We start from the raw sequence: 13,033 nt of genomic DNA, 5'->3' as shown, positions 1-13,033 counted from the left end.
CCATGAACGCCAGGTGCTCTATCAACGGGCGTGATCCTCATCCGCTCAGATCACTCCTGTGTCCCTGTAGATGCTACCGTCCCTGTTGATCAGAACTATCCTCGTTCCCGGAAGCATCTTTCCGAGATGCTCAAGCGCTCTGGCGATCGCCGGGTGATCCGGCTCCCGTTCGATCATCTCAGCCACCGTCGCATAGCCGGTGCCGTTGAGCATCTCAGGCGCTGCCCACCTGAGTATGAGGCCAGGAAGGCCGCAGAGCACGGTATCCCGGCCGGCGCGAATCCTGAGCATATCAAGCTTTGAGCCGATGAGCACTGCAGTGTGATCCGGAAAGAGAATCCTGCTGTACCTGAGGCCTGTTCTTCCGGTGGTGGCCACGACCCTCTCCAGCTCACTGAGCGATTCAGATACGCTATCCTCAAGATGCTCATTCCACGGCTCGACGAATCCCGTAGAGCCCAGAATGGACACCCCGCCCTCAACGCCAACGCCAGGGTTCAGCGTCATGCGCGCGATGCTCCTGCCATCGGGAACAGTGAGGTGCACCACGGCTCCGCCCAGGCCTGCCTCCTTGATGCCTTCCTCGATCGCCCTCATTATCTGGGTGCGCGCAGACCTGCTTATCGCCGGTTTGCCGATATCCGAGGAAAGACCTCCTCTGCATATCCTCCCGATGCCCTCTCCAGCTATCAGCTCTGTGCGCTCCGATGGGGACGCGCTTGCGATGATCTTCATGCCATGAGTGACATCGGAGCTGTGATCTCCTGCGTCCTTCTGAGCGATGCATCTGCCACCGCAGGCTTCCACCTTCACCCTCACCGTTATACCAGACGGAGTCCAGACATCAACCCCGTCCACATCTCTCACCAGGGACAACACTGCGCCCTTGCATGCAGCTGCTGCTGTTGTCCCTGTGGTCAGACCTCTGCGGAGCACCTGACCGTTGGAGAGGAGAACCCACAGGCCGCTCTCTATCCGCTCCCTGATATCGCTCAGAGATGATCTCCTGAGCCATTCATCCGGTATCCTGAAACCCGTCACAGGATCTATCATGATGCGTGCCACTCCATAGCTGATCTCACAAACGCCGCATCTCAAATTCGGGAGCGGTATTGTCAGGCCTTTGGCGAACCGCTGAGATGCGTATCTGATTCGGAGACCGCAGCGCTCCAGAGCCCGGTGGAATTTTACCTGATCCCCCTGTGGTACATGTTGATTATCTCGTTCATCGCTGCGACGGCCAGAGGCGTTCCGCCCCTGGTGCCGACGTTCGATATCGATGGCACCTTTACATTCCGCAGCCTCTCCTTGCTCTCTGCCGCCCTCACAAATCCGACAGGGATCCCTATGACCAGCGAGGGCATAGCCTCTTTTTTCTCCATAATCTCGCAGAGCGCCAGCAAAGCTGTAGGAGCGTTGCCTATAACGACCACAGCACCATCGAGCTCATCCTTCGCGGCCATGACCCCTGCTGAGGCCCTGGTAATGCCGAGATTGCTCGCTATCTCTTCTCCCATCTCTATCAGCGTTCTTATTCTGGACCTGTGGCCCTTCTTGACAATACCCGCTTCGACCATCCTTATATCCACGAAGATGTCTGCAGCCTCCTCCAGTGCCCTGAATCCAGCCCTCACCGGATCCATCACGAATCTCAGGCTCTCTGCGATGCTCGGGTCTCCGGTTGCCATGACGCACCTCTGCTTTATCTTGTCCTCCAGGGTCTCATCGCCGACGATCCTTGCTATGAGCTCCCTGCTCGCCCTCGAAATCTCGAACGCCTCAGGCGTCATGGCGCCAAGATCTGAGTATCTCTCCATACCATCACCTCATACACAGTATTTCCTCTCATAACCCCTGCTCGCCACGATCATTCCATCCCTTATTCTGGATCCGGGGCCTGACACGACCAGCGTGTACCTTGATCCATCGAGCTTCATATCCCTGAGCTCGGATGCCGTGCATACCTCAAAGAACTCGTTTTGCCGTGTCACATCCCTTGCTACAGCACACGGCCTTGAGCCCGGCAGCAAGTCAGAGATGCTTCTTACGGAATCTCCACCTGCATTGTACAGAAACACACTGAACCCTGCATCGATAAGCAGAGAGAGCCTGTCTGGTGAGACCGGTCCAGAGAGCAGCACGAAGTCGTTCGAGATCGGAGCGCCAGCTCTCGCTGCAGCTGCTGAGAACGCGCCCACGCCTGGAAGCATCCTCAGCGATCGCGCCATACCTACGTAGTGCCCAGCCGCGCTGAACATGCTCGGATCACCGCCAACGGTGATAACCGGCGATCCGCCGTTCTGCAGCTCACGCATCGCTCTCTCAAGCCTCTGGACCTGCCGCTCCTCGCGGCTTCCTGTGCCCACGAACATTTCTCCAGATATGATGTCCTTTATGCACTTGAGATGCAGCTCAGCCCCCAGGACGATTGTTGCAGAGCTCACTCTGTCCACGACCTCTTGTGTGAGATCATCGACGCTTCCGGGACCCACGCCAGCTATGGATATCCCATCGCCCGATACATCGCTGTGCATGCCTCCTATTATCAGCAGTGTGAGCATATCGATCTCTCCGGCATCGAGAAGCGCCCCGTCCACAGTGCTTCTCCGGATCGACTCACCCTCACGGGAGACGTTTCTCGCGACGACGAGTGGATCTCCACCTCTTCCAGCATCCTTCAGAATCTCAAGAGCCTCGGAGAGCTGCCAGTCCCTCCTGTAGCTTCTGGGATTGTACAGGGCGAGCGGCATCCCCATGGATGCTGCGACCCTGATCCTGCGCCTGATCTCCTCCCAGGGGGTGAGCAGATCGCTCAGGCTCACGACAGCCAGAGACTCCCTGAATACCACCCCTGCCCTGCAGGCTGCAGCCGAAAACGCGGTGACTCCGGGAACAACCTCAATCCTGGACGGATCAACTGAGGAGAGGGCGATCTCGATGGCGATGCTCGCCATGCCATACACATTGGGATCTCCACTGCTGATCAGCGCCACCTGGCCATCGTCAAGAAGCTCGACGGCGAGCCTTGCCCGCTCGACCTCCCCACCCATCCTTCCCGGAAAGACCTTCTTATCTTTAAGAAGAGATGGTATGAGATCGAGATAGGTGCGGTAACCCACAACGAAGTCCGCGCCCTCTATCGCCCTTCTGGCGCGCTGGGTCATGCATCCCAGATCCCCCGGACCGATGCCGACGATGCTGAGCTTACTCTCCGAGAGCAACCGTGACCCTCCCGTATACCCTCTTCGGCAGGATCATCCTCTGCGCCAGGGCCAGGACCGCCGGCTCCGCAACCCCTGAGAGGCCGAGCATGCTCGCCCTCGATGGGGTCACAGGTCTCTGCGCATTAAGAGCATCATCAGGGAGGTAAACAACAGAGGCGCCAAGCTCCGCGGCAGCCCTCGATATCTCCGGATCATCGGTCTTGATGCGGGATGTCGCTATCACCCTGACCTCTGATACCTCCCGCCCTGCCTCGGCGGTCGCGGACCTTATCGCGCTCAGTATCTCATCCGCGGTTGCCCCTCTCCTGGCCCCCAGGCCCGCAATCAGCCCTCCTGATTTCAGGACGGCCACATCCTCATCCACTATAACTATCCTGGGGCCCTTGAGCCTCAGAACGGGGACATCCTGGTGCAGGAAGGATGCGTTGATGTGCCTCGATGCCTCCCTGTTTATGATCTCGGCGCCAAACGCAGATGCTATGCCCTCCAGGTTCGGTCTTCCGGATGAATCCGTCGCGGTTGTGATCGCAGGATAGATGCCCAGCTGCCTGTGGAGATAAAGCGCGAGATCATTTGCTCCATGATGGCCGCCGATGATCGGAACTGCTGACCTGAGAGATGCATCCACAGAGACCACAGGTTTGTCCGTCCACTTATCCCTGAGCAGCGGGCATAAAAGCCTGACCACTATGCCGACTGCCATCAGGGCGAGGATAAAGTCATACTCCCTGAAGAGCTCCTCCATTATTCCCTTCCTGTATGTGTGGATATCTGCTCGGTAGCATGAGCTCAGGCTTCTGGATATCAGCTCTCCCTTCTCCCTGTCCCTCGAAAAGACCAGAACTGCTACCGACTTCTGTATAGATGAGACCTCCTGAACCCATCCCGCCTGACCACTCCACCTATGAGTATGAGGGCGCTTTTGTTTATGCCGGCCTTCTCGACCTTCTCCGCAATGTCTCCAAGCGTTCCGATCAGGACCTGCTGGTCGGGCCATGAGGCGTGGTAGACGACAGCCACAGGTGTATCTGCCGGAAGCCTCACAGATGAGACGATCCTCCTGATCTTCTCAGCGCCGAGAAATACCGCCATCGTCGATCCGTGCTGTGACAGCTCTTTGATCTCATCCCTCTCAAGGGTCGTTCCTGCAGGCCGTGTGATTATGAGGGACTCCGAGACGCCCTTGAGCGTGAGCTGCGTCTTCAGCGCCGCAGCCGCTGCGAAGAGCGATGATACTCCGGGAACGACCTCGACATCGATGCCGTTCTCCTCCAGCGGCCTCATCTGCTCCAGGATCGCCCCGTAGAGAGATGGGTCGCCACTGTGGAGCCGGACCACCTTTTTGCCCTCTCTGACACCTCTGATGATCCTCTCGGTTATCTCCTCAAGTGAGAGATTGCTGCTGTCGACAAGCTCCGCCCTGAGGCCTCTGAGAAGATCTCTGTTGATCAGCGAGCCTGTGTAGATCACAAGATCCGCCTCTCTGAGAAGCCTGTGGCCCTTCAGCGTTATCAGCTCCGGATCGCCCGGGCCTGCACCCACAAAGTACACCCTCATCGGGCTCCAGTCGTCTTTCCTCTCGAACATAAGATCCCCGCAATCAGCGCACGCGTCTGGCATACAGCACACTGAAGTAGCTGCTCCTCTCCGGCATCTCACCTCTGACTATCATCTCGTCGGCTGTGTAAAGCCTGGTGCCCAGGATGAACTCGCTGTATCCCTGCGCATGAAGCTCCGCAGCGATCGACGCGGGCCTTGTTGCTTTTAATCGGAGAACAGCATCCGGTTCAGAGCCGTCAGAGACCAGAAAAGACCTCTCAAAGCCTATGCCGAACCGGGAAGCAGCCGCAGGGATTATGCCAACCCCGGGAACTGTGTCGATCTCGATCCCGGGATGCCGTCTCATGAGAACTCTCCGGAGATGAGAGAATGTCGAGAATGTGTTAACATCGCCAAGACAGGCGAACGATGTGAGGTATTTTCCTGCATAGCTCGCAACTGTATCCGCATTTCTCTCCCATATCTCCTCAAGCCTTTCGAGATCATCTGTCATCGGAAAATCCAGGATCTCCGGCTCGCAGTATGGCCTGGCGAGCTCTGCTGCAAGCTCTCCCGGGGCGAATACCTTCCTGCTCGCCCTCAGCACCTCTATCGCCCTCAGAGTCAGCAGACCAGGGTCGCCAGGCCCGAGGCTCACACCCACAAGCATTCAATCCCCTCTTCCTACTATCATGAAGATGGGGTTCACAGGCTTTAAGGCTATGTCTCCTGCCAGCCTGTAGCCTCTGAATATGTTTATCTGAAGAATTTCCTCGAGCGTGAAGAGATCCTCGACGAGCCGTGCTACCTTTGATGCCATGCCTATCCTCGCGATGTCCACGACGAGCCTGAACCCAGGGGCAGCTTTATCCCTCAGCGCCGGAAGAAATCTCTCGATATCCCTCGTGCCGCCGATGAAGCACCTGTCGATATCCGGCAGCCCCGCTATGAGATCAACAGCCTCTCCGCATATGAACTCACCACATGGCACCAGGGATCGTGACGCCTCGACCGCCTCGTGCCGCCTGTCTATTCCGTAGATCCTGTCAGTGTATCGCGATGCTGCAAGCGATACCGCGCCTGAGCCGCAGCCGATATCGAGAAAGGTCATGCCCTTCCTGATATCCAGCTTGCCCATCGCAATGTGTATGTTCTCAGGCTGTGTTGCTGTGCCCGGCAGCTTCATCTCTACTCCAGGCGTCGGGAGGGGATATAAGCTTAATCCAGATTCATTTCACGAAGACAAATAAATTTTCAGATGGGGCGTGCTGCTTGCTCTCATTATCCAGTTGAATTGGCATAGTGCAACGTCAACTGCTCAGGCCTGAAAGGCGGGGTTTTCGCTACCCTTAAACCCCAGGAGGTTCTATGAATGCCACAGGTCAGCATTGAACTCAGTGGTACGGACACGATCTCCACAGCATACGATTATAAAACAATGTGTTCCAGATGTGCACCATAATGCTTAGAGCCGTAACATGAGACCACGTGCTCATCCACTCACATATCCGCACATGCCACAGAGTATAATAAGCAGTAAGAAACAGATACACAGAAGCGCCGTATATTAAAAATACATTCACATAAAATATATATACGGTAAACAAATGAATACTGGATGGAGGTGTTCATGTACCGCAAAAGTTTGTTTGCTATCGTGCTCATCGTCATATCAGCTGGATTTTTATCAGGAGGTGTGGCGGAGAATGCAACAGAGAGCGGATCGGCTGATCAGTCGGCAGCAAAGGTGACGGCCCCGCAGGATGATTTCTTCTCCACAGGCACCTCCTCCAGCGGTATAACAGTGACGTTCAAGAGGCTGGGAAACAACACGGCAAGAACTCCAGTCTCTCTATCGAAAAGCACCGCTGAGAGCAAGGCGGATGCGGGAGGTAACGCAGCATCCACAAATGCCACCGCAGAGGAGAGGCCCGCAGGCGCTTCAGCGAATGTGAGCTCTGCAATGGCGCAGAACCGCACTGCCCAGAGCGCAGCGCCAGCTGTAGCTGCATCTGCTGGTGCAGCTCCTGCATCCAATGTCTCTGCATCGACCCCCGAGGGGACCACTCCTGAAGGGAACCTGACATCAAATGTGACGTCTGAGAGCGGCGCATCAAACGCGACCGCAGCCACGAACCTCTCGGCGGTCGTGACCCCTGAGGGCCTCACTCCTGAGGGGAATCTGACATCAAATGCGACATCGGCGATTGCCGGGAACGCAAGCCTGGCAGGCAACCAGAGCCCCGCCCTTCCTGCTCTCCTGGCATCTACAAACATCTCTGCTGAGAACCTGACCGCTGGGAATGTAACAGAGGAGAATGTAACCGCAGCTGAGAATGTGACGGAGGAAGTTGTAGAGGCTCCAGAGGAGGTCGCAGAGGAGGAGTTCACAGACAGGATCTGGAGAGAGGGGATGCCTGAGACCTACACATGGACTCCACAGACATTCTCGGGATTCTTCTACGACCTGGATGACAGGGTCGGCACCGAGAAGCTGACCGTCAGCCTGAGCAGATCTGGCGACAGCTACAACAGAGCCATAGACACAGGAAATATACGATACACCAGTGACGTCCAGGATATCAGCTTTGAGTTCGACGACTGGGGCAAGTATCAGGTCATTGGATTCATGGCGGAGAAGTACTTCGCCGGTTACTCTGGAACTGAGGTCGTTGATGATGTGAGTCTGATCAACGAGAACCAGCTCAGGCGCGTGCTTATCGACAGTGATGAGGAGAAGACCATAACCGCAGGCTCGGTCCTCCCGCTTGAGGAGGGATACGAGCTCAGGATCAAGGAGATAGACATCAACGGCAACAAGGTGCACCTCGCGCTCGCAAAAGATGGTGACGAGGTGGACAGCAAGGTCATATCCCCTGACAGCCTGAAGAGCGCAACGTACATGTACGAGGAGAAGATCGGCGGCAAGGATGTTCCGCTCATCATGGCCCACGTCTCGAACGTCTTCGCCGGCGCGGAGTCGAGTCTTGTAACGATAGATGGACTATTCCAGATATCAGACACATACGCCTCCGTCGAGGAGGGCGACAAGTACGACAAGATGGAGGTTGTGTCTGTCTCTGACTCCGGAATCGAGCTGGAGAACAAGGATTCAGTAACCCTGAGAAAGGGCACAACTGTCAGGCTGATGGGCGGCGTTGGTCTGCAGGTGGCCGACTCTGATGTCCTCAGGTTCGCGCCCGTCGTCGAGAGGACTGGAACCTACGAGGTCAGGGGAACTGTGGTCGATCCGAGCAGGGTGGAGAGCTTCACATGGACCCCCTACAACTTCGAGGGATTCTACTACGATATCGACGAGGACATCGGCACTGAGAAGCTCGTCGCGAGGTTCTCTGGAAGCAAGATCGAGGACGGAGATCTGAAGTACGAGACATCTCCGCAGCCGGTGGAGTTCGAGTTCGATAGCTGGGGCAGGTACGATGTCATAGGGTTCATGGCAGACAAGTACTTCGCCGGCTACAACAACGAGACCCTGTTCACGGATGAGTTCAGCATCATAAACAACGGAGAGCTCAGAAAGGTGCTGATAGACAGCGACGAGGAGCGCACGATTTCATCGGGATCCGTACTGCCGCTTGAGGACGGCTACGAGCTCCAGATAAAGGAGGTTGATCTTGACGGGAACAAGGTCTGGCTCTCCCTCACAAAGAGCGGGAAGGAGGTTGACAGCAAGGTCGTCACACCTGTATCAGGAGACGTCAAGGCCTCGACATACACGTACAAGGTTAGAATAAGCTCAGAGGATGTACCGATAATCGCAGCGCACATAAGCAACGTCTTCCGCGGAAGGGAGGCGGATCTGGCAACCGTCGACGGAATATTCCAGGTCTCCGACACGCCTGAGTCTGTGGAGGAGGGCGACAAGCACGGCAAGATGGAGGTGGATTCGCTCTCCGACGATGGCATAACGATGAAGAACGACGGCTCGATAAGCCTCGGCAGGGGCAAGGATATAGAGATCATGGGCAACCTGAAGTTCAGGGTAGCTGATAATCCGGAGAGGAACCTCTGCCCGATCGCCCTGCGCGTCGGCAAGACCGAGCCGCTAAGGCTCAACCTGACAGAGGCCATCGTCGGTAAGCCGATCATGATCCAGGTCACATCCGGCGGAAAGGCCGTCAGCGGAGCCAAGGTGCTTGTCGGCGGAAAGGAGATAGGCACAACAGACGCCGGAGGAATGATCAGATACACGCCGGAGAGGGCCGGAAGCGTTCAGGTCCAGGCGAAGCTATCTGGATACGAGGACGCGAGCGGAACGCTCCTTGTTAGATCTGAGGCTGAGCTCAGGAGGCTCGTGATAACAGCGCCTCCGGAGGTCATGAGGGGCGAGACATTCGTGGTGACTGTCAGGGGCGGCGCAAATGCCACCCAGCCGATAGAGGGAGCGAATGTTAGCGTAGACGGTGTGCCTGCTGGAGTGACGGACAGCAAGGGATCACTATCACTATCGGTAAATGAGACAGGTGACCACACGATATCCGTGGAGGCAGCAGGCTACGACAGGGCGACTAAGAGCGTGAAGGTGCTCTCCCCGATCAGCGTCGTCAGCATGAATGTCACCGGCGATGCGATCGCCGGCAAGCCGCTGAAGATCGTCGCAGAGGTACAGAACACAGGAAAGTCGCCTGACTCCAGGCAGCTGCAGCTTCTGGTGAACAGGAACGCCACCGGCAACAAGAGCATCACCGTCAAGCCCGGAGAGATCGAGAAGGTCACGTTTGAGTACAGGCCGAAGGAGCCTGGCGTCTACACCTTCGAGGTTGAGGGCATCCAGAAGACCGTGTCCGTCGAGGAGGCAAAGGGCGGATGGCTCGTCTGGGCTGTGGCCCTGCTGATAATCCTGCTCGCCGGAATCGGTGTGTATCTCTACAGGACAGGAGAGCTGGAGGAGCTGAAGAAGCGCCTCAAGATGTGAAGCTGCGCCCGCACCGGGCGCCCACTATTTTTCTCAGAGCCCGATCGTTTTTCAGAGTTTCTCTCATCTATTTGACGCTGAACATGTCTCAGCGATAGCCCTTCGATAAATTGAGGGGGTATTGAAACGCTGCATGCGACATTAGAGGCGTGCCAAAAGGATGAAAGCGTTTGAGATGATGTTATTTGCTGGTATGGGCACTCAAGGGGCCGTTTTTCGTTTTGGTGTTTGAACGCCGATATTGAAACCAGGCATTACAACCGCAGGATCACTAGTGCAGTCGATTTCGTTGCGGTTTTGAGATGAATTGAGGTCATATGTCGTGAACATTCATGCGAGGCATCCACTAAGCCCGGTCCCTGAGATGCTCCCTCGCGGCCTTCTGCACGCTTGGATCCGGATCGCTGATGAGCCTGTTCATTACTGGTATTGGCGTGGATCTGTTCTTCGCAACCGCCTCACGCACCAGAAAAGACCAGTGTCCTGATAGCGCCTCCAGCGCCTCCTCAGGTGTGGATGGGTTCTCAGCCACAGCGCGCCTGACCTCGACCATTCTGTCCCTGGAGAGGGAGATCAGCGAATCCGGAGGTGATTTCACGTTCGCAGCAACCGCGACCCTCACATCCGTGATCCTGTCGTCTGCGAGACGGGCAAGAACCTCCGGCGGGGTCACAGGATTCCGGGCGACCCTGTACCTGACCAGCCAGCTCTGATCCCGGGAGAGTCTTTCTATGACCTCCACAGGCACCCTCGGATTGGATGCTACCGCGGCTCTCACATCATCGCTATGGCTTGAAGAGAGCCTGACGATATCAGGCTCCGGAGTCCTCGGGTTCTTTGCGACGGCCTCCATGACTATGTAGCGGAGCCGCTCATTTGTGGTGTCGAACTCGACCATCTCGTCTTCTGAGAGCTCTGAGAGGAGGTTCTCTGGAGTCGCTGTATTAAGAGCAACAGCAGACCTCACATAGCCATCAGGATCCCTGGCGAGCACCACCAGGACATCCAGAGGTGTTTTGGGGTTTCCGGCGACCGCCTCTCTGACCCACTGAACCCTGTCCCTCGCGAGAGCTTTCAGGACCGCGACAGGTGTCGATGGATTCCATCCCACAGCACGCCTGACCCGCCACGAGATCGATCCTGAGAGCTCCTCGAGCACCTCCGGCTCCGTATGGGGTGACGATGCCCTGCGCTCCAGCTCTATCTCTTCCATGATTGCATGTGTATTTGCAGAGTTTTGATCCTTAACAGCAACTGTTCTGATCGTACACCTGGATCACAAGAACCCACAGCATACGATTCCACATGCTTCACTGATGTTGGATCAGATTAGTCCAGCTCATGTGCGCGGCCCGATTTTCAGATCCAGTGCATCGATTTTCAGCTACATTCTTAAGAGCGTGTATGTGTACAGCTCCTCGAGCGTCCTCTCCGGATTCCGCTCATCATGCTTGCCCAGCCTGGCTCTGATCAGGGGCAGGCTGAAGCATTGATTCAGATGCCTGATGAGCTCAGGCTCGCCGCTCACAGCCACGTATTTGATAAGAGGCGCGTACCGCTCGAATGCCTTCTCCACTCTGTCCTTCAGATGCTCGCCGTGCCTCCTTATGTCCTCCTCCCTGAGCCGCTCGAACCTGCGCTGCGACCATCCCCCCTTAGAGTGCTTCTCCTTGACAGGAGTCCTCACGATCTCGAAGTTCTCAATGTGATCCGCCCCCAGCGAGACCATGATCATGCTGTCGCCGGCATGTGCAGATACGAGAAGCACAGGAGTCTCCATGATCTCCCGGATGGGATTGAGCTCGAACCTGCGCCCCCTGGTCACGCCATCAGAGCTGAACGGCAGAGGTGGTACCATCAAGATTGTGAAGACATCCGGTAGGCTGAGAAGGGATATGCCCCGTTCAGATGCCATGGCCTTCAGTGATCTCGGAAGAGCCGTATCAGGAGCGCCCTCCAGGCGCTCTCCTGGTTTGCGGTACTCGCTCAGGATATCCTCTTCTGGTGATTCAATGTTATCAAGCCGCCTGAGCAGCCTCTTCACCTCCCTGGGTGTGAGCCTTTGAGCGCCAGGAGACCCAGAGGGTTCCTCAGAGGAGCGCTCCGCGGATTCTCTGAGCCTGAGCTCCGCATCCTTCAGGGCGCGCCTAGTCTCCTGATAGGCGCTTGTGATCCTCTTCAGACGCTCCTCTCGCTTTTCAAGCGCGTGCTCAAGCTCCTCCTTCTCACGGGTGAGCTCCTGGAGCATGCGTTCCAGCTCTGCGATCCGCTCCTGATAGCGTTTTTTTCCGAAGAGGTCCACAGAATCACACCTTCATGAGGACGCCGTTCATCTCTTATAAATGAGGATCTGAATTCAAATTTATATGTGCCACAAAGAGACGCTCTACCATCAGAGCAGTCCGAGGTTCTCGAGCTGCTGCCTCACGATCCTGACACCCTCCTCGCACTCCTCCGGGGATTTTCCGCCTGTCACGACCAGCTTTCCAGAGCTGAATATCAGAACCACCACCTTGGGCTGCTTGATCCTGTACACCAGCCCGGGGAACTGCTCGGGCTCGTACTCTATGTTCTCAAGGCCCAGTCCGAGGGCGATTGCGTTGAGGTTGAGATCTGTCTTCAGATCTGCGGAGGCCACAATATTCTGAACGTGGATCTCCGGCTCGAGGTTGATGTTATCAAACCCTATCGATTTCAGCGTCCGGGCCATGTTGGTTATGACGGTTCTGACATCCTCCACGTTCTTGGCGCCGGTGCAGACAACCTTGCCGGATGTGAAAATCAGAAAAGCTGCCTTCGGAGACTTGACCCTGTAAACGAGACCGGGAAACTTCTCCTTGTTGTACTCAGCGCCTTCAAGCTCGGACTCGATCTTAACAAGATCGAACTCATCAGCAAGCTTTGTGGATGCCACCACGTTCTCGATATTTATTGTGGACTCCATATCGCGCATCTCCTGGAGAGGTTTTTAAACGTAGGGGTATATAAAGGTAGTATATAAAGGATATAAATGGGAGCACCCCCTCCATTGCGGGAATGGAGCTGATGAAAAATCATTGATAGAGAGTAACAGGGCGCAAACTCCAATCTCTGGAGTAAGCCCGTATGCAATATGGAGGAGCAGCGATCAAGATGAGATCTGCCTACAAGTTCCGGCTGTATCCGACTGAGGATCAGATCAAGAAGTTGGAGGACACGCTGGAGACCTGCAGGCAGCTCTACAACGATGCTCTGGCAGCGAAGAAGGAGGCATGGGAGGATGACCGCTACAATCTGACATACTATGAGATGGCGCATCAGATATCAACGAACCGCAAGAAAAATCAAGCTCTCG

General features: G+C 56.0%; 12 protein-coding genes. 2 read left to right on the top strand and 10 right to left on the bottom strand.

Going from position 1 to position 13,033, the window contains the following annotated elements; genetic code table 11:
* Positions 1–45 precede the first annotated feature (45 nt).
* From QFX31_RS00060 to QFX31_RS00030, 7 genes are all read right to left on the bottom strand, one after another.
* Positions 46–1,053, bottom strand: a complete 1,008-nt coding sequence (locus tag QFX31_RS00060) for a cobalt-precorrin-5B (C(1))-methyltransferase (protein ID WP_348530121.1) — start codon at positions 1,051–1,053, stop codon at positions 46–48.
* 134 nt (positions 1,054–1,187) lie between these two features.
* Positions 1,188–1,817, bottom strand: coding sequence for a precorrin-8X methylmutase (locus tag QFX31_RS00055; RefSeq protein ID WP_348530120.1), 630 nt, complete (start codon positions 1,815–1,817; stop codon positions 1,188–1,190).
* A 9-nt stretch (positions 1,818–1,826) separates the two neighbouring features.
* The gene (locus QFX31_RS00050) at positions 1,827–3,221 is read right to left on the bottom strand and encodes an SAM-dependent methyltransferase (RefSeq protein WP_348530119.1); all 1,395 of its coding nucleotides are present in this window, start codon (positions 3,219–3,221) and stop codon (positions 1,827–1,829) included.
* Complete coding sequence (gene cbiG / locus QFX31_RS00045) at positions 3,205–4,017, bottom strand: cobalt-precorrin 5A hydrolase (protein WP_348530276.1); 813 nt, start codon at positions 4,015–4,017, stop codon at positions 3,205–3,207. The genes QFX31_RS00050 and cbiG overlap by 17 nt, the downstream gene beginning before the upstream one ends.
* Positions 4,018–4,070: 53 nt before the next feature.
* The gene (gene cobM, locus QFX31_RS00040) at positions 4,071–4,811 is read right to left on the bottom strand and encodes a precorrin-4 C(11)-methyltransferase (RefSeq protein WP_348530118.1); all 741 of its coding nucleotides are present in this window, start codon (positions 4,809–4,811) and stop codon (positions 4,071–4,073) included.
* A gap of 13 nt (positions 4,812–4,824) precedes the next feature.
* A complete protein-coding gene (locus QFX31_RS00035; protein ID WP_348530117.1) occupies positions 4,825–5,433 on the bottom strand; it encodes a cobalt-factor II C(20)-methyltransferase in 609 nt (202 codons plus the stop codon).
* The gene (locus tag QFX31_RS00030) at positions 5,434–5,949 is read right to left on the bottom strand and encodes a methyltransferase domain-containing protein (protein WP_348530116.1); all 516 of its coding nucleotides are present in this window, start codon (positions 5,947–5,949) and stop codon (positions 5,434–5,436) included.
* A gap of 432 nt (positions 5,950–6,381) precedes the next feature.
* Between QFX31_RS00030 and QFX31_RS00025 the strand changes: the two genes are divergently transcribed.
* Positions 6,382–9,699, top strand: a complete 3,318-nt coding sequence (locus QFX31_RS00025; RefSeq protein ID WP_348530115.1) for an S-layer protein domain-containing protein — start codon at positions 6,382–6,384, stop codon at positions 9,697–9,699.
* A 346-nt stretch (positions 9,700–10,045) separates the two neighbouring features.
* Here the strand turns inward: QFX31_RS00025 and QFX31_RS00020 are convergent, their stop codons facing one another.
* The 3 genes from QFX31_RS00020 to QFX31_RS00010 form a co-directional block, all read right to left on the bottom strand.
* Positions 10,046–10,912, bottom strand: a complete 867-nt coding sequence (locus tag QFX31_RS00020) for a hypothetical protein (RefSeq protein ID WP_348530113.1) — start codon at positions 10,910–10,912, stop codon at positions 10,046–10,048.
* Between the two features lie 171 nt (positions 10,913–11,083).
* Complete coding sequence (locus QFX31_RS00015; RefSeq protein ID WP_348530112.1) at positions 11,084–12,001, bottom strand: Vms1/Ankzf1 family peptidyl-tRNA hydrolase; 918 nt, start codon at positions 11,999–12,001, stop codon at positions 11,084–11,086.
* Between the two features lie 90 nt (positions 12,002–12,091).
* On the bottom strand, positions 12,092–12,643 hold the full coding sequence (locus QFX31_RS00010; RefSeq protein ID WP_011695351.1) for a TATA-box-binding protein: 552 nt from the start codon (positions 12,641–12,643) through the stop codon (positions 12,092–12,094).
* A 188-nt stretch (positions 12,644–12,831) separates the two neighbouring features.
* Here QFX31_RS00010 and QFX31_RS00005 point away from each other — a divergent pair.
* A partial coding sequence (locus QFX31_RS00005; RefSeq protein ID WP_348530111.1) for a helix-turn-helix domain-containing protein occupies positions 12,832–13,033 on the top strand: 202 nt, incomplete at its 3' end.

Source organism: Methanothrix sp., assembly GCF_030055635.1.
Taxonomy (GTDB): Archaea; Halobacteriota; Methanosarcinia; order Methanotrichales; family Methanotrichaceae; genus Methanothrix_B.
Note: the sequence above shows the minus strand (reverse complement) of the source record. Positions and strands in the feature narration are given on the sequence as shown.